Here is a 25,305-nt window from a genome sequence, read left to right as displayed (position 1 = left end):
GGGAACCCTCACAATTTCTACCACCGAGGCTCAGCTACTGTTGGCCTGGACAGTGAGATGTTCCTTGCCTGTCTTACTTTCTTCTGCCATCTATCTCAGTAAAAGCTGAATCAGCTGAACAAAGATATACACTGCCGCCGCCACTCGTATTGCCTGCCAACCCCATCTGAGATAGCGCCATTCATAGCGTTCTCTGGCATTAGCCTCTGCTATAGCGGAGTCATAACGCTTTTTTTTCTTTCTCCTGACTTCGTCTATTACCCACAGGATGAGAATAAAGATAATGATGGTTTTCTGAAATATGGGATTATCCACTAAAAATGACTCCGGCTTGCTCGCTGAAAAAGCAGAATAGATGAACAGCCGTCACGTATCCACCACTAAAAGTGGGGGTATGAATGAAATTTACCCTGATTCGATTTTGAGATGACCCTCCCATAGCCGGTTTCTCCGCTGTGAATGCGCAATCTCTGGTGCGAAGTATCAGGCTGACGGCTATAAGCAAGGAGCGGACCTTAAGTACCATTCATTTTCGCCGGAACAAAAATAGATAGGGTAGTGCCTACAAATAAATGAACTCATAATTCACAATGTAACTTCCAATATTATTCACACGAGCCGTTACCCACACCCCAGTCATTCCCTGCTTACGATGGCTGTGCAGATATTCTTTGTTTGTACAAAGCTGTATCCATCTGTTGGTGTTCTGATCTTTTAACCAGAGACCCGCTTCACAATGGCCATACTTACCTCTCGAAGGCCCCGGAAAGACAACCTCATATTCAGATTCATAGCCAATTATTTTGTCCGGGAAGAGATAGACATAAATATCATAACAATTTAAGCTCAATACAAACCCAAGGCAAAAGCCGCATAAGAAAGTATTGGCAAAGTATTTTAAAGTTTGGTTAAAGGCGTGCACAAAAAAAGCACGTATAACCAAAAGCGCGCCAATCACGACTCCTACAGAAATATACGTGGTCAATTCAGGAATCGATTTTTGCAAAATGGTATAATTGGAGATGCTTGTTGTCCATGACATATACCAGATCCATGCACCTAAAATGATAAATGTTATTGCTGTTATAAGTAGCCTTTTAAACTTATTTTCGGAAGGGTGTTTTCCAGTCATTTTTTTATTTTGTATGTATCAACAGATAGCATCATTTTTAGGAAAGGCCATTATATATCATCAATCTTAACATGACTCATGTTTCGATATGAATTTTTAAACGCTATCTTCTGACTGCAGCTTGCCCGCTATCCGCGAGCAAGCCACACCCCTTAGCGATACAGCGTCTTTTCCGCAACCGGAATAAGCAGCCCGGATCGCCAGTCCGCAAGCGTCAGCTGCGCAAGCTTACCCAGCGCGATATAAAACGGATGGTTGGCGTTCTCGACAAACACCGTCAGGAAGCGGGTGCTCCACGGCAGCAGGTGCCACGCCAGAAGCTGAGCGCACTCCGCCTCGCGGCCGTTCTCGGCCAGCCATGCCGCCAGCAGCAGTAATGTCCCGAAGTGATCTTCCGGTTCATTCTGCTGCATTTCAAATGCGATATCGTTCTCCCGCATCCACTGGCGCAGCGCGAGGGTGGAGTCACCGAACAGCACGGATTCGCGGTCCAGCCAGACGGAACCCCACGGTGGCGCGGGCAGGGCGTAAGGGCCAATAAACAGTCGTTGCCAGGCGTCCGTCAGCGGTTCGTCGGCAGCCGCGGCAAAGGTGTCAGCTACGGGCCGCAGCGTTTCCGGCGGCAGGGGCCAGTCCTGAACCCATTCGCCAGCGGTGAGCGCTTTGACCAGCGGCGCGGCCTGCTCGCTGTCTGGTGCGAAATAAAACAGCGCACCCAGCACCCGGGCGCTGAACGCGAACGATTCACGATGTGAGACGTCTTTCATTACATCTTCCTTGTTCGCGCGGAGGGTGTCCGCGCGACGGTGTTAAACGATCATACAAACCATAGAATAAACTACGGTCAAGCCATTAACCCGCTACACCTTCTCGATCTGTACCAGATTGGTGTGCTGCGGGTTGCCTTTCGCCAGTGGTGAAGGGCGGTGTGTGGTCAGGGTGTTGATGCATGAGCCGTAGTCGATACGATCGCCACTCATATTGGCGTCGTGCCAGGCGCCCTGGCCCATGGCGCTCACGCCGGGCATGATGCGCGGCGTCACTTTTGCTTCAATTCTCACCTCGCCGCGACGATTAAAGACGCGCACCGTATCGCCGTTCTTGATGCCGCGCTTTTCGGCATCGACGGGATTAAGCCAGACCTCCTGACGGCAGGCCGCTTTCAGCAGGTCGACGTTACCGTAGCTCGAGTGGGTACGGGCCTTAAAGTGGAAGCCAAACAGCTGCAGCGGAAACTGCGCACGCTCGGGCGCGTCCCAGCCGTCGAAGGTTGATGCGTAGACGGGCAGCGGGCTGATGGTTTCATCTTTTTCCAGCTCCCAGGTGGCCGCAATCTCCGCCAGCTTACTGGAGTATATTTCAATCTTGCCCGATGGTGTTTTCAGCGGATTGGCTTCCGGGTTCTCGCGGAATTTTTTATAGGCCACAAAGTGTCCGTTTGGATCTTTACGCTTGTAAATACCCATTTTTTTCAGCTCGTCATAGGACGGCAGTTGAGGGTCTTTTTCAAGCATTTTGGCATACAGGTACTGCAGCCACTGTTCCTGCGTGCGTCCTTCGGTAAATTTCTGATGGATATCCGGTCCGAGGCGTTTCGCCACTTCGCTCATGATCCAGTAGATCGGCTTGCGTTCAAACTTCGGCGCGGTCACGGGCTGGAGGAAAATCAGATAGCCCATATTGCCCGCATAATCGTTCGGAATGATGTCTTCCTGCTCGACGGTCATCAGGTCCGGCAGCACGATATCGGCGTACTTCGCTGACGAAGTCATGAAGTTATCGATGACCACGATCATCTCGCACTTGCTTTCATCCTGCAGGATTTCGTGGGTTTTATTGATATCGGAGTGCTGGTTGATGATGGTGTTGCCCGCGTAGTTCCAGATGAACTTAATCGGCACGTCCAGCTTATCTTTCCCGCGCACGCCGTCGCGCAGGGCGGTCATCTCCGGCCCGCGGGCGATGGCGTCCGTCCAGCTGAAGCAGGAGATTTGCGTTTTGACCGGGTTGTCCGGCAGCGGCATACGTTCAATGGTGATGGTGTAGGTTGACTCACGTGCGCCGCTGTTACCGCCGTTGATCCCCACGTTCCCAGTCAGAATAGGCAGCATGGCGATGGCGCGGGACGTCAGCTCGCCGTTTGCCTGGCGCTGTGGTCCCCAGCCCTGACAGATGTAGGCCGGCTTCGCGGAGCCGATTTCGCGGGCAAGCTTAACGATACGATCCGCCGGAATGCCGGTGATGCGTGAGGCCCACTCTGGCGTTTTCGCCGTGTGGTCATCCCCCTGGCCGAGAATATAGGCTTTGTAGTGACCATTAGCGGGCGCGCCCTCCGGCAGCGTTTTTTCGTCATAGCCAACGCAGTATTTATCCAGAAACGGCTGGTCGACCAGGTTTTCGTCGATTAACACCCAGGCAATGCCCGCCACCAGGGCGGCATCGGTACCCGGACGGATCGGGATCCATTCATCTTCGCGTCCGGCGGCGGTATCGGTGTAGCGCGGGTCGATGACGATCATGCGGGCGTTGGACCGCTCGCGAGCCTGCTCCAGATAGTACGTAATCCCGCCGCCGCTCATGCGCGTTTCCGCCGGGTTATTGCCGAACATGACCACCAGTTTGGTGTTTTCGATGTCGGACGTGCTGTTGCCATCGTTGCTGCCGTAGGTATAGGGCATCGCGCAGGCGATTTGCGCCGTGCTGTAGGTGCCGTAGTGGCTCAGAAAACCGCCGTAGCAGTTCATCAGGCGCGCCACCAGCGAAGCGTAAGGGGAGGAGCGGGTGATATTGCCGCCGACAATGCCGGAGGAATAATTAATATACACCGCTTCGTTACCGTATTTGGCCACCACGTCTTTCAGGCTGGCGGTAATGGCGTTCAGTGCCTCATCCCATGTTATGCGCTCGAACTTGCCTTCACCGCGTTTGCCCACGCGCTTCATCGGGTAGTTCAGACGGTCAGGGTGATTGATACGACGGCGAATTGAACGTCCGCGCAGGCAGGCTCGCACCTGATGGTTACCGTAAATATCCTCGCCGGTGTTGTCCGTTTCGACCCAGTACACTTCATTGTCACGCACGTGCAGACGCAGCGCACAGCGGCTGCCGCAGTTGACCGAGCAGGCGCCCCACACCACGGTATCTTCAGGCGGCTGGCCGGCGTTCTTCACCGCCGCGGCGGCGCTTTTTAAACCAAACGGAAGCGAGATCCCGCCAGCGGCAAGCGCCAGAGAACCTATCGCCGTAGATTTCACGAGAGTTCGACGGCTAATTCCGCCGTGATGTTCAATATCGGACATGGCTCACCCCATCATTATAATTGCGTATTATTTTTCCCGAAATGATATCCGGGCTAATGATGGGGTGAGTGTTACTGATTTGGGGGGACTAAATATTAATCCTTATCAAATCAAAGGGGATTGAGGGTCAATTACTGAGGTTCAGCTGCCGCACCACTGCCTGTGCGGGTGTACAAAATTTTAAAGGTGTCGTTCGCGCAGTGGCCCACCACCTGCGTGCCCGCCTGATCGGCCTGGTCGTTAGGCACAATGCTCAGCGTAAAGCCTGATTCAGGCACGCCGTTATTGATAATTTTCTGCTGAATGTCGCTTTTCACGCGCTCGCAGGAATCCGGTGCCGCCAGCGCGGCCGTTGAGGCACTCATTAACAGCAGGGCGGTAATCCAGGGTAACCGTTTCATCTGTAGCTCCTTTTCTCTGTGTAGAGATTAATTTTAGCAGGCTTCGTGTAAACAACTGTATTTGCTAATATGATTGGGAATAATCTCCCTGTACGGTAATAAATGTGAAGAAATACGCAGCGATAACGCTACTGGCAGCAACACTGGTGGGGTGCGACAACAGCTCCGCGCCGCTGTCGTTTACGCCCGAGATGGCGAGTTTTTCGAACGAATTTGATTTTGATCCGCTGCGCGGCCCGGTCAAAGACTTTACTCAGACGCTGTTCAACGAGAAGGGCGAAGTGTCCAAACGGGTCACCGGCACCGTCTCGACAGAAGGGTGTTTCGATACGCTGGAGCTGCACGACCTGGAGGCCAACACCGGCGTGGCGCTGGTGCTGGATGCCAATTACTATCTTGACGCAGAAACCCAGCAGCGAAAAGTGAAGCTCCAGGGGAAATGCCAACTGGCCGAACTGCCGTCAGCCGGGGTGACGTGGGATACCGACGACAACGGTTTTGTGGTGGCGGCGCACGGCAAAGAGATGGAGGTGAAGTATCGCTACGATGCGGATGGCTATCCGCTGGGCAAAACCACCGTCTCCGGCGATCAGCACCTGTCCGTCCAGTCGACGCCGTCTAAAGATGTTCGCAAAAGAATGGATTACTCGGCGGTGAGCATGTTGAATGACAAGCCAATGGGCAACGTGAAGCAGAGCTGCGATTACGATCGACACAATAATCCGGTGAGCTGCGATCTGACGATCACCGACGACAGCGTCAAACCCGCCGTTGAGCGCAAGTACACCATCAAGAACACGATTGATTATTACTGAGAATAAAGCCGCGCAGGTTACTGCGCGGTTGGTTTCAGTAGGCTGGCGCCTGACGGCTTGTGCCCGGCCAGATGCTGATGCTGGAAGATGCACATGCGAATGGTATTGCGGTATTCACCGTTGATAAAGAACTCGTGAATCAGCTCGCCTTCCACCATAAAGCCCAGCTTACGGTAGATATGGATCGCTTTCTCGTTCTCTTTGTCCACAATCAGGTAAAGCTTGTAGAGATTCAGAACGTTGAATCCGTAATCCATTGCCAGTTTAGCCGCCCGTGACGCAAGGCCTTTTCCCTGATGCTCAGGGGAGATGATGATCTGAAACTCCGCCCGGCGGTGAACGTGGTTGATCTCAACCAGCTCCACAAGACCCGCTTTTTCGCCTTCACACTCCACCACAAACCGACGTTCACTCTGATCGTGAATGTGCTTATCGTAGAGATCGGACAGCTCGACAAACGCCTCGTAAGGCTCTTCGAACCAGTAGCGCATCACGCTGGCATTATTATCGAGCTGGTGGACGAAACGAAGGTCTTCACGCTCCAGCGGACGGAGTTTTACGTCGCAGGCTCCAGACATTACGGGGCTACCGTGCGGCCAGTGCGGCGATCCAGGCAGCGCAGAGTGTTAGGCTCCCAGTAGGCATTGACGTTTGCACTTTGCTGACATTTATCGCGCGCGTCAAAAGCAACATCTTCTTTGTCCCACTCTTTTTCAGCACGTTTGTTGACCTTCTGACGAAGGTTACGGGTGTCATTCCATTGTTCTTTGTCCATGGCGGCGTTCTGGCGGCTTTGCGCGCTGTCACCAGACTCAATAACGAGCTTGCTGGTTTCCGCTGTCGCAGAGGCGGCAAAGGCGAACGATGACAGCGCCAGCAGGGCTGTCAGACAAAGGCGTTTGCTTAATGTGGTCATAGCGTTTCCTTTTAAATGGGTGCAGATAATCAAGTTACCCCGTACAGATTCTACACTAAAGCGAAATGACGGCATACCCGCGGAGCAAGTATGGAAAAGTAAAGGGCATCATCAGGTATGATGGTTAAATAAATCCTCACCTGACGTGAAATATGCTTAAAACGACGCTGCTTTTTTTTGCCACCGCGCTATGCGAAATCATCGGTTGCTTCCTGCCCTGGCTCTGGCTGAAGAAGGGAGGAACCGTACTGTTGCTGATTCCGGCAAGCGTCGCGCTGGCCCTGTTTGTCTGGCTATTAACGCTGCATCCGGCGGCCAGTGGGCGCGTCTACGCCGCTTACGGTGGTGTTTATGTGTGTACTGCGCTGCTGTGGTTACGTGTGGTGGACGGCGTCAAGCTCAGCGCATACGACTGGGCCGGGGCGCTGATTGCCCTGTGCGGTATGCTGATTATTGTGGCGGGATGGGGGCGCGCGTGACCCCCCGGGTTTTGTGAACGTTAGCTGATTTTATGATCATTATACTTGTATGGTAGTAGGGCTGATGGGTAAATTTCCAGCATCACAACGAACGATGTAAGGAAAGGAATTATGAAGATTGTCGCGGCTGACGTGTTTGTTACCTGCCCGGGGCGGAACTTTGTCACCCTTAAAATCACCACCGATGAAGGGATTGTCGGCCTCGGTGACGCTACGCTGAACGGGCGCGAGCTCTCCGTTGCCTCGTACCTGAAGGATCATCTTTGCCCCCAGCTGATTGGCCGCGATGCGCACCGCATCGAAGACATCTGGCAGTTTTTCTATAAGGGCGCCTACTGGCGTCGCGGACCGGTCACCATGTCGGCCATCTCCGCTGTGGACATGGCGCTGTGGGACATCAAAGCCAAGGCGGCCAACATGCCGCTCTACCAGCTGCTGGGCGGCGCCTCCCGGGAAGGGGTGATGGTTTACTGCCACACCACCGGGCACACCATTGACGACGTGCTGGAAGACTACGCCCGTCATAAAGAAATGGGCTTTAAGGCGATCCGCGTGCAGTGCGGCGTGCCGGGCATGAAAACCACCTACGGCATGGCCAAAGGGAAGGGGCTGGCCTACGAGCCTGCGACCAAAGGTGACTGGCCGGAAGAGCAGCTGTGGTCCACCGAAAAATACCTCGATTTCACGCCGAAGCTGTTCGACGCGGTGCGCAGTAAATTCGGCTTTAATGAACATCTCCTGCACGACATGCACCACCGCCTGACGCCAATCGAAGCGGCGCGCTTCGGCAAGAGCATCGAAGCATTCCGCATGTTCTGGATGGAAGACCCAACGCCTGCGGAAAACCAGGCCTGCTTCCGCCTGATCCGCCAGCATACCGTTACGCCCATTGCGGTGGGGGAAGTGTTTAACAGCATCTGGGACTGCAAGCAGCTCATCGAAGAGCAGCTTATCGACTATATTCGCACCACCATTACCCACGCGGGCGGCATTACCGGGATGCGTCGCATCGCCGACTTCGCCTCGCTTTATCAGGTGCGTACCGGCTCGCACGGCCCGTCGGATCTCTCGCCCGTTTGCCACGCCGCCGCGCTGCATTTCGACCTGTGGGTGCCAAACTTTGGCGTCCAGGAGTATATGGGCTATTCCGAACAGATGCTGGAGGTCTTCCCGCACAGCTGGCGCTTTGATAACGGCTATATGCATCCGGGCGACAAGCCGGGGCTGGGCATCGAGTTTGATGAAAAACTGGCGGCGAAATACCCCTACGATCCGGCCTATCTGCCGGTGGCCCGTCTTGAAGACGGCACGCTGTGGAACTGGTAAACGAGGAGCGAACGATGAAAAGCGTAGTGATTCAACAGCCGAACGAACTGATGATTGAAGAGCGGCCACGCCCGGAGCCAGGCGCAGGTGACGTCCGCGTCAAAATCACGCTGGCGGGGATCTGCGGTTCGGACAGCCACATCTATCGCGGCCATAATCCGTTTGCGAAGTATCCACGCACGATCGGCCACGAGTTTTTTGGCGTGATTGACGCCGTGGGCGAGGGCGTAGACAGTGCCCGCCTGGGCCAGCGCGTCTCGGTTGACCCGGTGATCAGCTGCGGGCATTGCTATCCGTGCTCCGTCGGAAAACCGAACGTCTGCACCTCGCTGGTGGTGCTGGGGGTTCACCGCGACGGCGGCTTCAGCGAATATGCTGCAGTGCCCGCTAAAAATGCCTGGCCTATCCCGGATGACATTCCCGACCGACACGCCGTCATGGTTGAACCCTTCACCATTGCCGCCAACGTAACGGGGCAGGCGAAACCGATGGAACAGGACGTCGCGCTTATTTACGGCGCTGGCCCGATGGGGCTGGTCACCGTGCAGGCGCTGAAAGGCGTCTATAAGGTGAAGCAGGTTATCGTGGTAGACCGCATAGACGAGCGCCTTGAGATGGCCCGGCGCAGCGGCGCGGATTGGGTCTTTAATAATGGCGAGCAGTCGCTGCAGGACGCGCTGGAGGAAAAAGGCATCAAACCGACGTTAATCATTGATGCCGCCTGCCATCCATCTATTTTGCAGGAAGCGATAACCCTGGCCTCTCCGGCGGCGCGCATCGTGCTGATGGGCTTCTCCAGCGAGCCGAGCCAGATTGTTCAGCAGGGCATTACCGGCAAAGAGCTGGCGATCTTCTCCTCGCGCCTCAATGCCAACAAATTCCCGGTCGTCATCGACTGGCTGAAGAGGGGGCTGATCGACCCGGAAAAACTGATCACCCATACTTTTGACTATCACCACGTAACAGACGCCATCGAACTGTTTGAGAAAGATCAGCGGCAGTGCTGCAAAGTCTTACTCACGTTCGGCCAATAATCATTTACGCGATTAAGGGCCTGCGCAGACAGGCTCTATGTGGTTCGCATCTTACCTTTCAGAGATAGCCATCATGACACAAGCACAACCGCAACGATCCACTGCCGATCTGGTGAAAGCCGCCGTTTCCGGCTGGCTCGGCACCGCTCTGGAGTTTATGGACTTTCAGCTTTACTCGCTGGGGGCTGCCCTGGTCTTCCATGAGATCTTCTTCCCCGAACAGTCTGCCGCGATGGCGCTGATCCTGGCGATGGGGACCTATGGCGCAGGTTATATCGCACGCATTGTCGGCGCCTTTATCTTTGGCAGAATGGGCGACAGCATTGGCCGTAAGAAGGTGCTGTTCATCACCATCACCATGATGGGGATCTGCACCACGCTGATTGGCGTCCTGCCGACCTATGCGCAGATCGGGATTTTTGCCCCGGTTCTGCTGGTGACGCTGCGCATTATTCAGGGGCTCGGGGCCGGGGCTGAAATCTCCGGGGCCGGGACTATGCTTGCGGAGTACGCGCCGAAAGGGAAACGCGGCATCATCTCCTCGCTGGTGGCGATGGGCACTAATTGCGGGACGCTGAGCGCAACGGCGATCTGGGCCATCATGTTCTTTGCCCTTGACCGTGAAGAGCTGCTCGCCTGGGGCTGGCGCGTGCCGTTCCTCGCCAGCGTCGTGGTGATGATCTTTGCCATCTGGTTGCGTATGAACCTCAAGGAGAGCCCGGTCTTTGAGAAAGTGAACGATGCACAAACCGTGCAGCCGGACACATCGCTCGGTTCAATGGTGAAAAGTAAATCCTTCTGGCTGGCGACCGGCCTGCGTTTCGGCCAGGCGGGCAACTCGGGTCTGATCCAGACGTTCCTCGCGGGCTATCTGGTCCAGACGCTGCTGTTCGATAAGGCCATCCCTACCGATGCGCTGATGATCAGCTCCATTCTCGGGTTTATCTCTATCCCGCTGCTGGGCTGGCTTTCCGATAAAGTGGGGCGCCGTCTGCCGTACATTATCCTCAATATCTCCGCCATTCTGCTCGCTTACCCGATGCTGTCGATCATCGTCGATAAGAGCTATGCGCCGGGGACGATCATGCTCTCTATCATCGTTATCCATAACTTCGCCGTTCTGGGGCTGTTCGCGCTGGAAAATATCACCATGGCGGAGATGTTTGGCTCGCGAAATCGCTTTACCCGTATGGCTATCTCGAAAGAGGCGGGCGGTCTGGTAGCTGTGGGCTTTGGTCCGGTACTGGCGGGGATCTTCTGCAATATGACCGGCTCCTGGTGGCCGATTGTTGCCATGCTGGTGGCCTATTCCGTGATTGGGCTGCTCTCGGCGATCCTGATGCCGGAAGTGCGCGACCGTGATTTGAGCGCGGCGCAAGACGCAGCGGAGTCCTCACCAGAAGAGCGTGTGGGTTACGGCGCGATCTCCTCGCGGCGCTAATGGTTTATATCTTGAGTGACTTATCACACAACTTTATATTTATGTCACACCACATGAGCAAAAGTTAATATAAATCAAAATCTCAAACGTCAGTATCAGTATGGTTGATGGCAGTTATTTTTTTACCCCAACTGCCATTCTAGTTGGTGTAGTCAGCAGGCGCTGCCGCTTCAGAAGGAGCGGCAGCGAACCACAGCTTTCTAATTAACGAGTCTTAATCATGGAAAATACCTTATTACAGGCCAACGCGACGCTGCCTCAGTACGATCGCGACAGCCTTAAAGCACGCATCGTTCATTTAGGCTTTGGCGCATTTCACCGGGCGCATCAGGCAGTGTATGCCGATATCCTCGCCGCTGAGCACGGCAGCGACTGGGGTTACTGTGAGGTTAACCTGATTGGCGGCGAGCAGCAGATTGCCGATCTGAACGCGCAGGATAATCTCTATACCGTGGCGGAGATGTCTGCCGATGCGTGGACCTCCCGCGTGGTGGGCGTGGTCAAAAAGGCCCTCCATGCGCAGGTAGACGGGCTGGAGACGGTGCTGGCAGCGCTGTGTGAACCGCAGGTGGCGATTGTCTCGCTGACCATCACTGAGAAAGGGTACTGTCACTCACCAGCGACCGGGCAACTGATGCTCGATCATCCGTTTATCGTCGCCGACCTGCAAAACCCACACCAGCCGAAATCTGCGCCGGGTGTCGTCGTGGAAGCGCTGGCGCGTCGCAAAGCGGCGGGTCTGCCGGCGTTTAGCGTGATGTCCTGTGACAACATGCCGGAGAACGGTCACGTGATGCGCAATGTCACCTGCGCGTATGCCCGGGCGGTAGACGGTGAGCTGGCGGACTGGATCGAGGCTAACGTCACCTTCCCGTCAACCATGGTGGATCGCATCGTGCCCGCGGTCACCCCCGAAACGCTGGATAAAATAGAACGGCTGACCGGCGTGCGCGATCCGGCGGCAGTAGCCTGTGAACCGTTCCGTCAGTGGGTGATCGAAGATAACTTTGTTGCGGGCCGTCCGGAATGGGAAAAAGCTGGCGCCGAGCTGGTGTCGGACGTGATCCCGTTTGAAGAGATGAAGCTGCGCATGCTCAACGGCAGCCACTCGTTCCTGGCGTATCTGGGCTATCTGGCCGGATACCAGCATATCAACGACTGTATGGAAGATAAGAACTACCGCCTCGCCGCGCACGCGCTGATGCTTAACGAGCAGGCGCCCACGCTGAAGGTCAAAGGCGTTGATTTAGGTCGTTATGCCGATCTCCTGATTGCCCGCTACAGCAACCCGGCCCTGCGCCATCGGACCTGGCAAATTGCGATGGACGGCAGCCAGAAGCTTCCGCAGCGCATGCTGGATTCCGTGCGCTGGCACCTGGTGCATCAGAAGCCTTTCCCGCTGCTGGCGCTGGGCGTGGCAGGGTGGATGCGCTATGTCGGCGGCGTGGACGAGCAGGGTAATGCGATTGACGTGAGCGATCCGCAGCTGGCGGTGATTCAGGCGGCGGTGAAGGGCAGTGCGGAAGGGGAAAGCCGGGTTAACGCGCTGCTCGGTATCGAGGCCATCTTCGGCAAAGAGTTACCGCGTGAAGCCATCTTTGTTGATGCGGTGATGAAGGCGTACCAGACGCTGCTGCAAAAGGGTGCGAAAGCGACCGTGGCCCAGTACGTCTCTCAACGGTAATTCAGCACATGCCGCCGTTCGCGGCGGCATGTCTGCGCACAGCTTAGTGCATCCCCAGGCGAATCAGCTCAATCGGCTCGAACTTACCTTCGCATCCTTCCACTTCAACCGTTTTGCTGCGGCGCACCTGCGCGGCATCCAGCCCGTCGCTGTGGATCGCTTTAATCACGCCAGTTTTGCCCGTGCCGCTAATCATGACGCGGCTGCCGGTGGTGATTGCATTGCGGTTACGGTCGTATGTCATCATGGTATTTTCTCCTCTCTAACCTGTTCGTTACGGCGCTATTTCAGGGTTGCCGTTCACGGAGCATATAAATACGCCTGTCTGCATCACATGTTTTTGTTTTTGATCAAACTCACACTTTTTTCTTTATTGTGCCGGGCACTGACGGTTCACGACAGCAATTTACAAAGCAGACCGTTATTTTCATTAATTGATAGTTTCGACAGGGAAGCGTTGAGGGTTGGTTTATATTCCCGGTGCCATTCTGGGTACAGGAAATAACCCTTTCATCGGAATAAGGAGTCAGGCTTATGTATAAGAAGATTTTGATGCCTGTTGATGTGTTTGAAATGGATTTGAGCGACAAAGCGGTTCGCCACGCGGCAAACCTTGCGAAGGCAGAGGGCGCCTCGATTACCCTGGTCAATATTCTGCCGGCCAGCAGTCGGTCCCTGCTGCGCGGATTTAACGCCGATATTAAAAAGTTCGAAGAATATATGACTGAAGAATCCGGGAAGAAAATGAACGCGTTAAAAAGACTGTTCGATATCTCGCCGGAGAAAATTGACACCCTGGTTCGCTTTGGCAACGTCCGCGATGAAATTATCAGGCTGAGCAAGGAAGGGGAATATGACGTGATTGTCATCGGGTCAAAAAATCCGGGCATCACCACCCATCTGCTGGGATCAAATGCGGAATCTATCCTGCGCTACGCCACAATTCCGGTGTTAGTCGTTCGCTAAACCCATCGCCGCGTCCGAAAGGGGGCGGCGTAAAATTACTCTTCGCTAAACCACTCGCTATTTTCCTGACGAATCAGCTGCACGGATTCGCTGATTTCCTGCAGATGCAGCGTCATCGCTTTTTCCACGCCGTCCGCATCGCGTTTTTCCAGCGCGCTGAAAATATCATGATGCTGTCGGAGCAACATTTCCGGCGGGGAGACGTGATCGAGGCTCATGTAGCGCACGCGGTCGATGGTGGCCTTGATGTTCTCGATGGTGTCCCAGGCCAGCTGACAATCGGCAATCTGCGCCAGTTTCTGGTGAAATTCATCATCAAGCTGGAAGAAGTCATTCAGCTGCTTACGGTCAATCGCAATCCGCTGCTGATGCAGGTTCTGCTCCAGCAGGTAACACTGGTTGTCGTTGATGAGCGTTGCGGCACGCCGCGCCACCGCGCACTCAATGGCCTGGCGAACAAAACAGCCGTTGCGCACCTGAGAGAGGGAGATTTTGTTGACGTAGCTGCCGCGCTGCGGGCGGATCTGAATCAGACCGTTTTCCGCAAGCTTAATAAACGCTTCACGCACCGGCTGCCGGGAAACGTCAAACCGCACGGAGACCTCTTTTTCTGAAAGCGGCGTTCCCGGTGGGATCAGACAATGGACAATATCACGTCGCAAAATGCGATAGATTTGCTGGTTTACGGGCTGGGTGGGATTGAGTTGCGATTCAGCGGCCATGAGTTGTCATTTCTCAGAGAGTTAGCCCGAACATACTACCATTCTTTTATAATCCGAAACAGACCCGGCCCGCAGGCCGGGAAGGGCAGCGTTAGCCACGATGGACGCTAAGTCCGGCAAAACTCTGGCTGACCGGCATCATTTCTACGGTATTGATGTTGACGTGTTTTGGCAGCGTCGCTACCCACCAGACCGTTTCGGTGACATCTTCCGGCGTCAGGGCGTTCGCGTTTTCATAGGTTTTGCCCGCTTTCGCGTCATCGCCTTTGAAACGCACGTTGGAAAACTCGGTGCCACCCACCAGGCCCGGCTCGATATCGGTGACGCGAATGGCGGTGCCGTGCAGATCGGTACGCAGGTTAAGGCTGAACTGGCGCACAAACGCTTTCGTCGCGCCATAGACGTTGCCGCCCGCGTAAGGCCAGCTCCCGGCGGTGGAACCGATATTGATAATGTGACCGCGGTTGCGCTCGACCATGCCCGGTAGCACCGCGCGGGTCATATAGACCAGCCCTTTGTTGTTGGTGTCGATCATGTTTTCCCAGTCTTCCACGCTGGCTTTGTGGGCAGGCTCCATGCCCAGCGCCAGACCGGCATTGTTGACCAGCACGTCGATGGCGCGCCATTCTGCTGGCAGATTAGCGATCATCTCTTCGATCGCCGCGCGGTTACGCACGTCCAGCTGCGCGGTCAGGATGCTGTCGCCTAGTTCGTCTTTGAGCTCCTGTAAACGCTCCTGACGGCGGCCGGTCGCGATAACCTTGTGCCCGTTGGCGACGAAGCGACGCGTGATGCTTTCACCAAAACCTGCCGTTGCCCCGGTAACTAAAATAATCATCTCACTGTTCCTCAACGCTTTTTGTGTTGTACTAACATAGCACGGCCGCAGAGGGTGCGTTAAGGCAACATTTGTATGACAGCGTTGCAGGGGATGGCGGCCTGGCCTACTCTGGGAGGATACCCGTACTCAGGAGCGAAAGATGACGGCCACGAATCCCTTTTTCCACATCAGCCTGTTGCCTTACCAGGCCCCTCATTTTGATGAGATCAACGAGAGCCACTATCGTCCGGCCTTCGATGAAGCCCTTCGCCAGAAGCGGGCGGACATTGACGCGATTGTCGCTCAGGCCGCTGCGCCTGACTTCACTAACACCGTGCTGGCGCTGGAGAAAAGCGGCGCTATGCTCGCGCGCGTCAGCAGCGTGTTCTTCGCCATGACTTCCGCGCACACCAATCCGTATTTACAGGAGCTCGAGGAACAGTTCTCCACCGAGCTTGCCGCGCTGGCAAACGATATCTGGCTGAATGACGTACTGTTCGCCCGCGTGGAGAGCGTCTGGCAGGACCGTGCCGCGCTGGACGCCGAATCCCGTCGTCTGGTCGAAGAGACGTATCAGCGGTTTATTCTGGCCGGCGCGCGTCTGAATGAGACAGAAAAGGCCGAGCTAAAGGCGTTGAATACCGAGGCGGCCTCCCTGACCAGCCAGTTTAACCAGCGTCTGCTGGCTGCCGATAAAACGGGTGGGCTGGTGGTGGATTACGCGCACCAGCTTGACGGGCTCAGCGCCGGTGAGATCGCTGACGCGGCGCAGGCTGCCGCGGAGCGAGGGCTAAACGATCGCTGGCTGATCCCGCTTTTGAACACCACCCAGCAGCCCGCGCTTTCCGCGCTGCGCAATCGTCAGACGCGCGAAAACCTGTTCAACGCAGGCTGGACGCGCACCCAGAAAGGGGATGAAAACGATACTCGCGCACTGATCCTGCGTCTGACGGCGCTACGTGCACGACAGGCCCGTCTGCTGGGCTTTGAGGATTACGCCAGCTGGAGCATCGCCGATCAGATGGCGAAAACCCCGGCCGCCGCGCTGGAATTTATGCGCGGCATTGTGCCTGCCGCCCGCGCCCGCGCGGAACGCGAGCAGGCCGATATTCAGAAAGTCATCGACGACGAGCAGGGCGGTTTCACCGTGCAGGCCTGGGACTGGGCCTTTTATGCGGAGCGCGTGCGCCAGGCAAAATATGCCCTTGATGAGTCGCAAATCAGGCCCTACTTTGCGCTCAATACCGTGCTGCAGGATGGCGTATTCTGGGCAGCCAGCCAGCTGTTTGGTATTCGCTTTGTGGAGCGCTTCGATATCCCGGTGTATCACCCGGACGTCCGCGTATGGGAAATTTTCGACCACACCGGTGAGGGCATGGCGCTGTTTTACGGTGACTTCTTTGCCCGTGATTCCAAGCAGGGCGGGGCATGGATGGGGAATTTCGTCGAGCAATCCTTCGAGTTTGCTGCCCGTCCGGTGATCTACAACGTCTGTAACTACCAAAAACCGGCGAATGACGGTGTCGCGCTTCTCTCCTGGGATGACGTGATAACCCTGTTCCACGAGTTTGGCCATACGCTGCACGGTCTCTTTGCCAGCCAGCGGTTCGCCACGCTTTCCGGCACCAATACGCCGCGTGATTTTGTTGAGTTCCCGTCGCAAATCAACGAGCACTGGGCCAGCCATCCACAGGTGTTTACCCATTATGCGCGCCATTACGAAACCGGTGAGCCGATGCCGGACGCGCTGCGGGAAAGCATGCTCAACGCGACCCATTTCAACAAGGGTTATGACATGACGGAGCTGCTGAGTGCCGCGCTGCTGGACATGAACTGGCACGGCATCGGCGAGGCCGTTTCGAGCGTAGACGCATTTGAAGCGGCAGCCCTGAAAAAAGAGGGGCTGGATCTGCCCGCCGTACCGCCGCGCTATCGCAGCAGCTATTTTGCCCATATCTTCGGCGGCGGCTACGCGGCGGGATATTACGCCTACCTGTGGACGCAGATGCTCGCTGATGATGGCTATCAGTGGTTTGTTGAACAGGGCGGCCTGACCCGTGAAAACGGGCAAAAATTCCGCGAGGCGATTTTGTCCCGTGGTAACAGCACGGATTTAGCTGAGCTGTATCGCACCTGGCGCGGCCACGATCCGAAGATTGAACCGATGCTGGATAATCGCGGGCTGAGCGAATAGAGTCAGTCTCATCAGAAAAAAAGAACCGGGCTTTACGCCCGGTTTTTTTATACGTTTCATCGCTCCTGTGACCGCTACAGCAAAAAATAGTCTTAATATCCATTCTGTGTAAATACAACCGCTGAGGTGATAAGTTACTTTGACCGGTATATTTAATTAACCGAATTTAGGCTGTAAAAGAGTTAATGATTAATAATTTGATCTGGGTTGTAAAAACCACATATTCTTTAGCTTCAGGTTTTTTGCTATAAAATTTTATTATTTTTTGCCGATAAATGAAGGTGGTATAAATATTGACGTAATAGCAGTTAAGAAGGCGAAAGATGACCCTACCTCTGAACAATCCGGCTTTCACGGATACCGAGCCTTCTAAAGGCCTGATAAATAAAACCTTTACCTATATTGTTACGTTGTTGATAAGTATTTTCATCGCCGCAATAATATCTCTGCTAATAATAAAAGATAATGTTAATGAAATCAGCGACAAGCATGATGAATTTTTGTTAAGGGAAGCGCTGGATACCCGCCAGGAAAGCATGCGAAGTCATTTGAAAGACAATGCAGAGTGGGGAGATGCCTACAAATATCTTCATCTGAACACTGACGTTCACTGGGCATGGGATAAGCAAAACCTGGGCAAGTCCCTCTATGACAACTTTGGCTACGAAGGGGTGTTTGTTCTCTCCCCGGAAGGGAGAACGCGGTACAGCGTGGTTGACGGGAAACTGAAGCTTCAGGATCTGGATCGCTGGTTAGATAAATCCACCAAAGACCGTTTACTCCGTGAGGTGAGCCTAAAAAATGGATTGCCGGTTTCTATGCTAACGCTTATCGATTCCGTTCCGGCCATTGTTTCTGCGGAATGGATAACGACGGGCGATGATACGAGCGTGCAGCCCTTACCGGGGAAAGCTTCGACAATGGTGTTTATAGACAAGCTAACGGCTAAAAAACTCCTCACGATTGGGCAGGATGCCGGCGTCAAAAATGTTCGTACTTCACCCGATCCAGTCACTTCTCAAATAAACAACCAGACTGAATTTACCTTAAGTGCTCAGAATGGTGATGTGCAAATTATCTGGGACAGCGAAAACCCAGGCCAGGCGTTGATTATTTATTTTTTACCCTTACTCATCCTTTCAGTCATTCTGACGGTATCGATGACGGTTATTCTCATGCGTCATATTATGCAGAAGGCGAGAATGCTTGACGAAAATACCTTTCTCCTCGAGCAGGCACGGTTGAATCTCATCACGAGTGAAAAACGATTCCGGGACGTCAGTGAAACAACCAGCGACTGGTTCTGGGAAACAGATTTATCGTTAAAGATAACGTGGCTTTCAGGTCGTTTTTCTACAGTGACGGGATATGAAAATAGCGAATGGATAGGCCGCAGGTTGGATGAACTCTTTCCCTCGACAGCTGGATTATTACATGGCTGTGTCAGCCGCCGCGAGTTAACTGAACGCTTTGAATTTAAGAACTGCCCTTATACTCACGCGCAACAATCCACGTCCTATTGCACGCTTCTGGCAAAGTTTTCTGCACAGCCTGACGGAACGGTGGTGTTGCGGGGTGCAGCAACCGACGTCTCTCAGGAAGTTGAAGCAACAAAACGAGTGGAGTTCCTGTCACGCCATGATGAATTAACCGGTCTGCCGAACCGGTATCATATTAAGGAGTTTCTTGCAGGACAGTTCGCTAAAGAAGGCGTCAATCATTATCCCTTTGCCATGATTTGCCTCGATTTAGACAAGTTTAAACCCGTCAATGATATTTTTGGGCATTCCGCGGGCGATGCTCTGCTTGGCGAGGTCGCTTTACGGCTTAAAAACTGCGTTCGTCGAGGTGATTTTGTCGCAAGGCAGGGAGGGGATGAATTTATGCTGCTCCTCGGCAACAGCAGCCAAAAAGAGCACATTGAGGAGGTGTGTCACCGCATCGTGCAAGAACTTAACCGTCCTTTCTCCATTGAGGGCAATGATGTGGCGATAGGCGTAAGCATGGGTATTGCGCTGGCTCCCCAGGATAGCAGCAGCGCAAACGATCTTTTACGCTATGCGGATATTGCGCTTTACCAGGCGAAACAATCCGGCAGAAACAGATGGGTCTATTATCGCCCGGATATGTCGGAAAAATTGACCGAACGGAGAAAACTGGAATTAGAACTGAAGACAGCGATTCGCGAAGAGCAACTCTATCTGGTTTACCAGCCGCGTTATAACCTCCGATACTCGAAAATAGACGCCGTCGAAGCGCTGGTACGTTGGAAGCACCCGCAGCGAGGGACTATGATGCCCGATCAGTTCATCACCCTGGCGGAAGAAACAGGCCTGATTATTAACCTCAGTAACTGGGTCATACGTACAGCGTGTGCGGAGACAAAAGATAAATTGCCGGGGTTATCGGTATCCGTAAATATTTCTGCTATCGAATTTCAGGCAAGCGATCTTGCCGAAAGGATAAAAGAGATACTTCACGAAACAGGGCTTGAGCCTAACCGTCTGGAAATAGAAGTGACTGAAAATGTCACGCTTTCCGATCCAGAAAAAACCTTGCAGACCATGAAGTCTCTCAAAAAGATGGGTGTCCGCATTCTGATCGACGACTTCGGTACCGGCTATGCATCCCTGAGCTATCTCCGGAAGTTTCAGTTTGACGGGCTCAAGCTCGACAAGAGTTTTATTTTTACCCTGGGCGATTCACCGCAGAACCAATCAGTCGTAGAGAAAATTATCGATCTGGGTAAAGCCTATTCGATGGCGGTAACCGCAGAAGGGGTGGAGACTGCCGAACAACTCTCTTTTCTTAAAAAAAATAAATGTGATGAAGTTCAGGGCTACTTGCTTGGAAAACCGGCCGCTATTACGGACTTAAATTTAAACGCAAACAGAGTCAATCTCTAAAGCGTGCTTTCATTCAGGGAAACGTAAATGAAAAACCGGGCATGTCGCCCGGTTTTTTTATCTTACAACCAGCACAGGGCATTTCGCATGCCGCACCACTGCCGCAGCGTTTGAACCCAACAGATAGGTCGATATGTCAGGCTTATGGGAGGCGATGATAATCAGGTCGGCGCCGATCGTGTCAGCGAGCTTAAGGATTTGATCCTTAGGGGATCCCGTCACGGCGTGAGTCTGAATCTTATCTGCAGGGATTTTGAATTGCTTAACCATTTCATCCAGTTTAGCTAAAGCAGCGTGCTGGAACTCTTTCATCTTCGGCATTTCTACGGAGTAGGCCAAACCTAATGATGAGTAATAAGGAAGAGATGGAATAACAGTAAGAAAGTGAACTTTAGCTGTGTTAAGTGCTGTATGTGCCTGAACGAAGGGGATAACCATGTGCGTCAGGCTATCCTCGGAGATATCAATGGGAACCAAAATTGAATTGTACATGTGTCCCTCCTGAGTGTTTTTTGCACAGTTCAGGGTAAACCGTTATTTCCAGCAAAACAGAGAGCAGGCTGTCATAACGGGGACAAATTTCGGTTCTGTGATTTAGGTTCAGTTGAACCTGCCTGTCATTCCGTCGTGACAATGAACATTCTTGCTTCCTGGGCGAGCTGGCGTTCAGCCTTAATCGGCGCATATTTTTCCGAATGATAGAAGGCAATGGCCTGATCCAACGTCGGGAATTCAAAAATGCCTGCATAGGGTAACGGCGCTACTTCCCCTTCCAGTACCTGTGCGACAGCTCCAAAATGGACAATTTTTCCGCCTGCTTCCTCTAATGCTGACGTGAAGCGAGGGGTCAGGCTGGCCTGTCTGGCAGGGTCAATGACCCGTAAGTTGATATGAACAAAGGCAGGCATAATGGTTCCTCAAGTAATATAAATAGTGTATATACAGTATTAACTTTAGCATTGCTTGTCGAGATGAAATGATGAACAACATTGATGTGGCGCTGTTGGAGAGCATTCCGGAGGTCTGTCCGGCGTTTCAGGCGCGCGCTACCGCTCGGGCTATTACGCGCTATTACAACGCCTGCTTCAGACCGTTTGATCTGACCGCTGAGCAGTTCAGTCTGATGGTTGGCATCGGGGGTTCTCCTAATGAAACCGTTGCGGAACTCGCCGCCAGAGCAGGGGTGGATGCGACAACACTGAGTCGTAATATCCGTAGTCTGGAATCCCGGGGCATTATTGACTCGGCTGGAGGCCGTGGACGTGCCGGAAAACGACTCACGCTGACAGCTGAAGGCTGGCGTCTGCTTGAAGAGGTCATGCCGGTATGGCAATCCGCTAAGCAGGAGTTGTCCCAACTAATGGGCAGCGAGCAGCTTAGCCTGACGACGGAGATGATGAAACGTCTGGCTAAAATCAGTGCTGCCTTATGAAGCTCTCCGCGTTATTGTCAGAGGCCGTGCAAAACGGAAAGGTTATACCGGGCGTAATGCCCGGTAATAGACTTAAATTGCGTGACAGCTGACGGACGCGATAATTTTATTCCCGCCAATATTACCCATAATCAGATCGAGTAATTTCCGGTATTCCTCCCGGGTCATCACCTCGGCCCGAATTTCAGTTTTACCTTCTGATTGCGCCGTTGCGCAATAAATGGATTTCAGGCTTAAGGTCAACTCTTTCGCCATGTTTACCACGCTCTGTCGGACTGCATCTTCATGCTCATCATTGCAGGTGATTTTCAGGACATAGCATTTTTCGCCTTCATGGAGCGCGGGCAGTTGATTAATCCGTTGCGCAGCTTCGCGAAGCAATATGTTGGCACAAAGAATAATCACGCTGGCCATACCTGCATTCCAGAATTGCCCTAAGCCGCACAGCACACCAATTCCGGCCGAACACCATAGCGTTGCGGCGGTATTTAGACCACGAATATTCATTCCTTCACGCATAATGACGCCAGCGCCAAGGAAACCTATTCCGGAGACGATCTGCGCTGCAATGCGTCCCGGGCTATCGGGTGACGTCGAGATGGAACTTAAAATAAACACGGCAGCGCCCGTCGCAACCAGTGCATTGGTACGAAGCCCGGCCATACGCTGGCGCCACTGTCTTTCCGCGCCGATAATTGCGCCCAGCAGCATTGCTGCGAGCAGATGAGAGATATAAGGGAACATCAGCCTGTCGCCTGTTAACATGATTAAACGATAAGCGTCAGTGCTTCACACAGCACAGAATGACGCCGTTAAAACGCAAAGCATGTCAGCGGGAGGGTGGCGGAAAGAGTGAATGGTTAAACATGAACATCGTGATGCCCCACAAATTTGGTCGTTCTTAATGTATTGGGATGCAATCACGTAAAGAGGATTGCTGCCCACCGTAAAGGTAAGCAGCGAGAAAATCGCGTCAGCTTACCTTCGTATCGACGATAAAATAACTTTCCAACGAAGGACTCCTGTGAAAATTTATTGCCAGTATAGTCAGGGTCGATAATGAGTAAAGTGAAAAAACAACGTCCGTTATGAATTGTTTAAGTTCGGAAGGCATATTTTTTTAGACGTCATCTGATTTTCAAAAATACCCGGTATACTACATTTTCTTTTTTACAGGCGATAACAGACAAAGGCAGGATGTATGTCTCTTCGTTCGCTGCGGGCGTTATGCCTGACAAGTTTTTTCATTGCGGATGTTCGCGATGGCCTGGGGCCTTTTCTCGGTATTTTTCTGACCGAACGCCACTGGACCCCTGATGATATCGGCATCCTGATGACGGCCGGCGGGCTGGCGGGATTACTGGCCACGCTGCCGGCGGGATTCATCACCGACACCTCCCGCAACAAACGCGCTGTGCTCGCGCTGCTGTGCATTCTGATCACGCTAAGCACGCTTCTGCTCTGGTTTAGCCAGCAGAGCGGCGTGGTCGCCGTGTCGCAAATCGTCACCGGTATCTGTGCGGCATTTGTCGGGCCGTTGATCGCCGGGATTACGCTGGGGCTGACCGGACAGGGTGGGTTCAGCGCGCAGATGGGCAGAAACGAGGCGTTCAATCACGGCGGCAATTTCATGACCGCTCTGATGGCAGGCGGCATTGCCTGGTACTGGGGCGTGGGCGGGATTTTCCTGCTGATGACCTGTACCACGCTGCTAACGCTGTGTGCGCTGCTTGCCATTCGCAACAGCGATATCGATAACGACGCGGCGCGCGGGCTGTCCTCTTCAGCGAGCCTGCCGGTCCCCGGTTTTGCGATGCTGATGAAAAACCGGGCGCTGTTTGTGACCGGGCTGACGCTGCTGCTGTTCCACCTGGCAAACGCCGCGCTATTACCGATGCTGAGCATGAGGGTGGCTGCGGCACCCGCCACGATCAACCCCGGTTTGTACGCGGCGGGTACCGTCATCATCTCGCAGGCCGTGATGATCCCCGTCGCCATCTGGGCTTCGCGCCGGATCGAACATTTTGGCTACTGGCGCTTAATTATGCTGGCGCTGCTGGTCATGCCGGTACGCGCGGCGCTGGCGGCATCCACGGACGCGCCGTTCATGATGATCCCGGTACAAATTCTCGACGGCCTGGCCGCCGGGATCCTCGGTGTCGTCGTACCGTCGTTTGTTGTGGTGCTGCTGCGCGGAAGCGGGCACGTCAATGCCGGGCAGAGTGTGGTGATGCTGATGCAGGGAGTAGGGGCATCCATGAGCCCGGCGTTAACCGGGACGATCGCCGGTCATTACTCGTTTGCGACGGCATTCAGTGTCCTGAGCGCGATTGCGCTGGCCGCCGTTCTGATCTGGTGGCGCGTTGCGCACCGCAGCTGGGAAACAAACGCGCCGGGTGAGGCTTAGCCACCACCCGGCGTATCACTTAAGCCAGCTCGTTAGGGCACGGCTCACCCTTTTCTAACTGCTGAAGATTGCCCAGAGTGGTTTCCGAAATGCTGATCAGCGCTTCGGCAGTCAGAAACGCCTGGTGTCCGGTAAACAGGACGTTATGGCAGGCAGAGAGGCGACGGAACACGTCGTCCTGGATGACATCATTAGACTTGTCTTCAAAGAACAGATCGCGTTCGTTCTCATACACGTCCATCCCCAGCGCGCCAATTTTCTGGGTTTTCAGCGCTTCGATTGCGGCCTGAGAGTCAACCAGTCCGCCGCGGCTGGTGTTGATGATCATCACGCCATCTTTCATCTGGTCAAACGCCGCCTGATTGAGCAGGTGGTAGTTTTCCGGCGTCAGCGGACAGTGCAGGGAGATCACGTCGGACTGCGAGAACAGCGTCGGCAGGTCAACGTACTCCACGCCCAGATCCAGCGCTGCGGCGCTTGGGTACGGATCGAATGCCAGCAGACGCATGCCAAAGCCTTTCAGAATGCGCAGGGTAGCCACGCCAATTTTACCGGTACCGATCACGCCGGCAGTTTTGCCGTACATGGTAAAGCCGGTCAGCCCTTCCAGCGAGAAGTTGGCGTCACGGGTACGCTGATAAGCGCGGTGAATACGACGGTTGAGGGACATCATCATGCCAATCGCATGTTCCGCGACCGCTTCTGGGGAGTACGCCGGAACGCGAACCACCTTCAGACCCAGCTCTTTTGCCGCATCGAGATCCACGTTGTTAAAGCCCGCACAGCGCAGGGCGATGTACTTCACCCCCTGTTTTTTCAACTCTTCCAGCACCGGACGACTGCCGTCATCATTTACGAAAATGCAGACGCCTTCACAGCCGTGCGCCGTTTTGGCGGTTTTTTCGGACAGCAGAAAGTCGAAAAATTCAAGCTCAAACCCGTAAGCCTCGTTAACATGTTGCAGATACTTTTTGTCGTACTGCTTTGTGCTGTATACCGCGAGTTTCATAAGACTTTCTCCAGTGATTTTGCATTCACGTTAGCATGATTAAAATTATCTTACAATTTCTAAAATATTATTTAATTCAATAAGTTCTATCAATTATTCTAGAGCATATGTGCACCCTAACTCCATGATATTCTTACTACGAGAAATCTTCGGCGCGGATCTGATCGGGACATGTAGCGGAAAATGAAGTGGGTAGAGGATGCGAGAAACGCCTGACTGAATTACGTTAAAGAATGGCAAGAGGGTGCGAAAACTGCAATCCTTCCTGATGTGATGGGACGATACCAGAAACTGGGTGAGTTTCTGGTAAAGAGGGAGAATG

Annotated in this window: 25 protein-coding genes; 11 read left to right on the top strand and 14 right to left on the bottom strand. The window is 53.8% G+C overall.

Annotated features, from left to right (window positions below):
- Positions 1-90: 90 nt before the first annotated feature.
- The 5 genes from ACDO57_RS06815 to ACDO57_RS06795 form a co-directional block, all read right to left on the bottom strand.
- Complete coding sequence (locus ACDO57_RS06815; protein WP_370883735.1) at positions 91-315, bottom strand: hypothetical protein; 225 nt, start codon at positions 313-315, stop codon at positions 91-93.
- A 247-nt stretch (positions 316-562) separates the two neighbouring features.
- Entirely contained in the window at positions 563-1,132 is a 570-nt protein-coding gene (locus ACDO57_RS06810) for a hypothetical protein (RefSeq protein ID WP_370883734.1), read from the bottom strand.
- Positions 1,133-1,284: 152 nt separating this feature from the next.
- On the bottom strand, positions 1,285-1,899 hold the full coding sequence (gene dmsD / locus ACDO57_RS06805; RefSeq protein ID WP_370883733.1) for a Tat proofreading chaperone DmsD: 615 nt from the start codon (positions 1,897-1,899) through the stop codon (positions 1,285-1,287).
- Between the two features lie 93 nt (positions 1,900-1,992).
- Complete coding sequence (gene ynfE, locus ACDO57_RS06800) at positions 1,993-4,431, bottom strand: selenate/tellurate reductase subunit YnfE (protein ID WP_370883732.1); 2,439 nt, start codon at positions 4,429-4,431, stop codon at positions 1,993-1,995.
- Between the two features lie 131 nt (positions 4,432-4,562).
- Positions 4,563-4,832 carry a DUF1161 domain-containing protein gene (locus ACDO57_RS06795; protein WP_024909100.1) on the bottom strand — a complete coding sequence of 90 codons (270 nt, stop codon included), beginning with the start codon at positions 4,830-4,832 and terminating at the stop codon, positions 4,563-4,565.
- 104 nt (positions 4,833-4,936) lie between these two features.
- Here ACDO57_RS06795 and ACDO57_RS06790 point away from each other — a divergent pair, with 104 nt between their 5' ends.
- Positions 4,937-5,647: a YnfC family lipoprotein gene (locus ACDO57_RS06790; RefSeq protein ID WP_370883731.1), complete on the top strand. Its 711-nt coding sequence runs from the start codon at positions 4,937-4,939 to the stop codon at positions 5,645-5,647.
- A gap of 17 nt (positions 5,648-5,664) precedes the next feature.
- On the opposite strand, the gene speG is transcribed toward ACDO57_RS06790, so the two are convergent.
- Positions 5,665-6,225: a spermidine N1-acetyltransferase gene (speG, locus tag ACDO57_RS06785; protein ID WP_290094871.1), complete on the bottom strand. Its 561-nt coding sequence runs from the start codon at positions 6,223-6,225 to the stop codon at positions 5,665-5,667.
- Positions 6,225-6,563, bottom strand: a complete 339-nt coding sequence (locus ACDO57_RS06780) for a DUF1283 family protein (protein ID WP_028017573.1) — start codon at positions 6,561-6,563, stop codon at positions 6,225-6,227. Before ACDO57_RS06780 ends, speG begins: the two co-directional genes overlap by 1 nt.
- 152 nt (positions 6,564-6,715) lie before the next feature.
- On the opposite strand from ACDO57_RS06780, the gene ACDO57_RS06775 reads away from it, so the two are divergent.
- The 5 genes from ACDO57_RS06775 to ACDO57_RS06755 all read left to right on the top strand — a co-directional run bounded on the left by ACDO57_RS06775 (position 6,716) and on the right by ACDO57_RS06755 (position 12,527).
- On the top strand, positions 6,716-7,042 hold the full coding sequence (locus tag ACDO57_RS06775) for a YnfA family protein (RefSeq protein WP_048989542.1): 327 nt from the start codon (positions 6,716-6,718) through the stop codon (positions 7,040-7,042).
- Between the two features lie 111 nt (positions 7,043-7,153).
- Positions 7,154-8,368: a D-mannonate dehydratase ManD gene (gene manD, locus ACDO57_RS06770; RefSeq protein WP_023292552.1), complete on the top strand. Its 1,215-nt coding sequence runs from the start codon at positions 7,154-7,156 to the stop codon at positions 8,366-8,368.
- A gap of 14 nt (positions 8,369-8,382) precedes the next feature.
- A complete protein-coding gene (locus tag ACDO57_RS06765) occupies positions 8,383-9,402 on the top strand; it encodes a Zn-dependent oxidoreductase (RefSeq protein ID WP_048989541.1) in 1,020 nt (339 codons plus the stop codon).
- Between the two features lie 73 nt (positions 9,403-9,475).
- Positions 9,476-10,843: an MFS transporter gene (locus tag ACDO57_RS06760; RefSeq protein ID WP_024909095.1), complete on the top strand. Its 1,368-nt coding sequence runs from the start codon at positions 9,476-9,478 to the stop codon at positions 10,841-10,843.
- A 220-nt stretch (positions 10,844-11,063) separates the two neighbouring features.
- Positions 11,064-12,527 (top strand): mannitol dehydrogenase family protein, encoded by a 1,464-nt coding sequence (locus tag ACDO57_RS06755; protein WP_370883730.1) that lies wholly within the window; start codon positions 11,064-11,066, stop codon positions 12,525-12,527.
- A 43-nt stretch (positions 12,528-12,570) separates the two neighbouring features.
- Here ACDO57_RS06755 and ydfZ read toward each other — a convergent pair whose 3' ends face one another.
- A complete protein-coding gene (ydfZ, locus tag ACDO57_RS06750; RefSeq protein WP_014883679.1) occupies positions 12,571-12,774 on the bottom strand; it encodes a putative selenium delivery protein YdfZ in 204 nt (67 codons plus the stop codon).
- Between the two features lie 287 nt (positions 12,775-13,061).
- Here ydfZ and ACDO57_RS06745 point away from each other — a divergent pair, with 287 nt between their 5' ends.
- Positions 13,062-13,493: a universal stress protein gene (locus ACDO57_RS06745; protein ID WP_048989540.1), complete on the top strand. Its 432-nt coding sequence runs from the start codon at positions 13,062-13,064 to the stop codon at positions 13,491-13,493.
- A gap of 35 nt (positions 13,494-13,528) precedes the next feature.
- Here ACDO57_RS06745 and ACDO57_RS06740 read toward each other — a convergent pair whose 3' ends face one another.
- Both ACDO57_RS06740 and ydfG read right to left on the bottom strand, forming a co-directional pair.
- Positions 13,529-14,215, bottom strand: coding sequence for a GntR family transcriptional regulator (locus ACDO57_RS06740; protein ID WP_063145668.1), 687 nt, complete (start codon positions 14,213-14,215; stop codon positions 13,529-13,531).
- A gap of 91 nt (positions 14,216-14,306) precedes the next feature.
- A complete protein-coding gene (gene ydfG, locus ACDO57_RS06735; RefSeq protein ID WP_023311558.1) occupies positions 14,307-15,053 on the bottom strand; it encodes a bifunctional NADP-dependent 3-hydroxy acid dehydrogenase/3-hydroxypropionate dehydrogenase YdfG in 747 nt (248 codons plus the stop codon).
- A gap of 142 nt (positions 15,054-15,195) precedes the next feature.
- Between ydfG and dcp the strand changes: the two genes are divergently transcribed.
- Together dcp and ACDO57_RS06725 are read left to right on the top strand one after the other, a co-directional pair.
- Positions 15,196-17,229, top strand: a complete 2,034-nt coding sequence (gene dcp / locus ACDO57_RS06730; protein WP_370883729.1) for a peptidyl-dipeptidase Dcp — start codon at positions 15,196-15,198, stop codon at positions 17,227-17,229.
- A gap of 323 nt (positions 17,230-17,552) precedes the next feature.
- Entirely contained in the window at positions 17,553-20,135 is a 2,583-nt protein-coding gene (locus ACDO57_RS06725; RefSeq protein WP_048989535.1) for an EAL domain-containing protein, read from the top strand.
- A gap of 57 nt (positions 20,136-20,192) precedes the next feature.
- On the opposite strand, the gene uspF is transcribed toward ACDO57_RS06725, so the two are convergent.
- Both uspF and ACDO57_RS06715 read right to left on the bottom strand, forming a co-directional pair.
- The gene (gene uspF, locus ACDO57_RS06720; RefSeq protein ID WP_024909496.1) at positions 20,193-20,627 is read right to left on the bottom strand and encodes a universal stress protein UspF; all 435 of its coding nucleotides are present in this window, start codon (positions 20,625-20,627) and stop codon (positions 20,193-20,195) included.
- 125 nt (positions 20,628-20,752) lie between these two features.
- Entirely contained in the window at positions 20,753-21,043 is a 291-nt protein-coding gene (locus ACDO57_RS06715; RefSeq protein WP_090417132.1) for a DUF1330 domain-containing protein, read from the bottom strand.
- 68 nt (positions 21,044-21,111) lie between these two features.
- Between ACDO57_RS06715 and ACDO57_RS06710 the strand changes: the two genes are divergently transcribed.
- Positions 21,112-21,567 carry a MarR family winged helix-turn-helix transcriptional regulator gene (locus ACDO57_RS06710; RefSeq protein ID WP_254780639.1) on the top strand — a complete coding sequence of 152 codons (456 nt, stop codon included), beginning with the start codon at positions 21,112-21,114 and terminating at the stop codon, positions 21,565-21,567.
- Positions 21,568-21,639: 72 nt separating this feature from the next.
- Here the strand turns inward: ACDO57_RS06710 and ACDO57_RS06705 are convergent, their stop codons facing one another.
- Complete coding sequence (locus tag ACDO57_RS06705; RefSeq protein WP_024909493.1) at positions 21,640-22,311, bottom strand: MgtC family protein; 672 nt, start codon at positions 22,309-22,311, stop codon at positions 21,640-21,642.
- Positions 22,312-22,768: 457 nt separating this feature from the next.
- On the opposite strand from ACDO57_RS06705, the gene ACDO57_RS06700 reads away from it, so the two are divergent.
- Positions 22,769-23,974: an MFS transporter gene (locus tag ACDO57_RS06700; protein WP_090417131.1), complete on the top strand. Its 1,206-nt coding sequence runs from the start codon at positions 22,769-22,771 to the stop codon at positions 23,972-23,974.
- Between the two features lie 19 nt (positions 23,975-23,993).
- Here the strand turns inward: ACDO57_RS06700 and ACDO57_RS06695 are convergent, their stop codons facing one another.
- Positions 23,994-24,983 carry a 2-hydroxyacid dehydrogenase gene (locus tag ACDO57_RS06695; protein WP_024909491.1) on the bottom strand — a complete coding sequence of 330 codons (990 nt, stop codon included), beginning with the start codon at positions 24,981-24,983 and terminating at the stop codon, positions 23,994-23,996.
- Positions 24,984-25,305 lie beyond the last annotated feature (322 nt).

The organism is Enterobacter cloacae complex sp. 2015409, from assembly GCF_041365315.1.
GTDB classification, from domain to species: domain Bacteria; phylum Pseudomonadota; class Gammaproteobacteria; order Enterobacterales; family Enterobacteriaceae; genus Enterobacter; species Enterobacter pseudoroggenkampii.
Note: the sequence above shows the minus strand (reverse complement) of the source record. Positions and strands in the feature narration are given on the sequence as shown.

What these genes read in the sequence shown, in the direction of transcription:
- ACDO57_RS06810 (WP_370883734.1), bottom strand. Translation starts at nt 1,132, where the DNA reads ATGACTGGAAAACACCCTTCCGAAAATAAGTTTAAAAGGCTACTTATA.
- dmsD (WP_370883733.1), bottom strand. Translation starts at nt 1,899, where the DNA reads ATGAAAGACGTCTCACATCGTGAATCGTTCGCGTTCAGCGCCCGGGTG.
- ynfE (WP_370883732.1), bottom strand. Translation starts at nt 4,431, where the DNA reads ATGTCCGATATTGAACATCACGGCGGAATTAGCCGTCGAACTCTCGTG.
- ACDO57_RS06795 (WP_024909100.1), bottom strand. Translation starts at nt 4,832, where the DNA reads ATGAAACGGTTACCCTGGATTACCGCCCTGCTGTTAATGAGTGCCTCA.
- speG (WP_290094871.1), bottom strand. Translation starts at nt 6,225, where the DNA reads ATGTCTGGAGCCTGCGACGTAAAACTCCGTCCGCTGGAGCGTGAAGAC.
- ACDO57_RS06780 (WP_028017573.1), bottom strand. Translation starts at nt 6,563, where the DNA reads ATGACCACATTAAGCAAACGCCTTTGTCTGACAGCCCTGCTGGCGCTG.
- ACDO57_RS06775 (WP_048989542.1), top strand. Translation starts at nt 6,716, where the DNA reads ATGCTTAAAACGACGCTGCTTTTTTTTGCCACCGCGCTATGCGAAATC.
- manD (WP_023292552.1), top strand. Translation starts at nt 7,154, where the DNA reads ATGAAGATTGTCGCGGCTGACGTGTTTGTTACCTGCCCGGGGCGGAAC.
- ACDO57_RS06765 (WP_048989541.1), top strand. Translation starts at nt 8,383, where the DNA reads ATGAAAAGCGTAGTGATTCAACAGCCGAACGAACTGATGATTGAAGAG.
- ACDO57_RS06760 (WP_024909095.1), top strand. Translation starts at nt 9,476, where the DNA reads ATGACACAAGCACAACCGCAACGATCCACTGCCGATCTGGTGAAAGCC.
- ACDO57_RS06755 (WP_370883730.1), top strand. Translation starts at nt 11,064, where the DNA reads ATGGAAAATACCTTATTACAGGCCAACGCGACGCTGCCTCAGTACGAT.
- ydfZ (WP_014883679.1), bottom strand. Translation starts at nt 12,774, where the DNA reads ATGATGACATACGACCGTAACCGCAATGCAATCACCACCGGCAGCCGC.
- ACDO57_RS06745 (WP_048989540.1), top strand. Translation starts at nt 13,062, where the DNA reads ATGTATAAGAAGATTTTGATGCCTGTTGATGTGTTTGAAATGGATTTG.
- ACDO57_RS06740 (WP_063145668.1), bottom strand. Translation starts at nt 14,215, where the DNA reads ATGGCCGCTGAATCGCAACTCAATCCCACCCAGCCCGTAAACCAGCAA.
- ydfG (WP_023311558.1), bottom strand. Translation starts at nt 15,053, where the DNA reads ATGATTATTTTAGTTACCGGGGCAACGGCAGGTTTTGGTGAAAGCATC.
- dcp (WP_370883729.1), top strand. Translation starts at nt 15,196, where the DNA reads ATGACGGCCACGAATCCCTTTTTCCACATCAGCCTGTTGCCTTACCAG.
- ACDO57_RS06725 (WP_048989535.1), top strand. Translation starts at nt 17,553, where the DNA reads ATGACCCTACCTCTGAACAATCCGGCTTTCACGGATACCGAGCCTTCT.
- uspF (WP_024909496.1), bottom strand. Translation starts at nt 20,627, where the DNA reads ATGTACAATTCAATTTTGGTTCCCATTGATATCTCCGAGGATAGCCTG.
- ACDO57_RS06715 (WP_090417132.1), bottom strand. Translation starts at nt 21,043, where the DNA reads ATGCCTGCCTTTGTTCATATCAACTTACGGGTCATTGACCCTGCCAGA.
- ACDO57_RS06710 (WP_254780639.1), top strand. Translation starts at nt 21,112, where the DNA reads ATGATGAACAACATTGATGTGGCGCTGTTGGAGAGCATTCCGGAGGTC.
- ACDO57_RS06705 (WP_024909493.1), bottom strand. Translation starts at nt 22,311, where the DNA reads ATGTTCCCTTATATCTCTCATCTGCTCGCAGCAATGCTGCTGGGCGCA.
- ACDO57_RS06700 (WP_090417131.1), top strand. Translation starts at nt 22,769, where the DNA reads ATGTCTCTTCGTTCGCTGCGGGCGTTATGCCTGACAAGTTTTTTCATT.
- ACDO57_RS06695 (WP_024909491.1), bottom strand. Translation starts at nt 24,983, where the DNA reads ATGAAACTCGCGGTATACAGCACAAAGCAGTACGACAAAAAGTATCTG.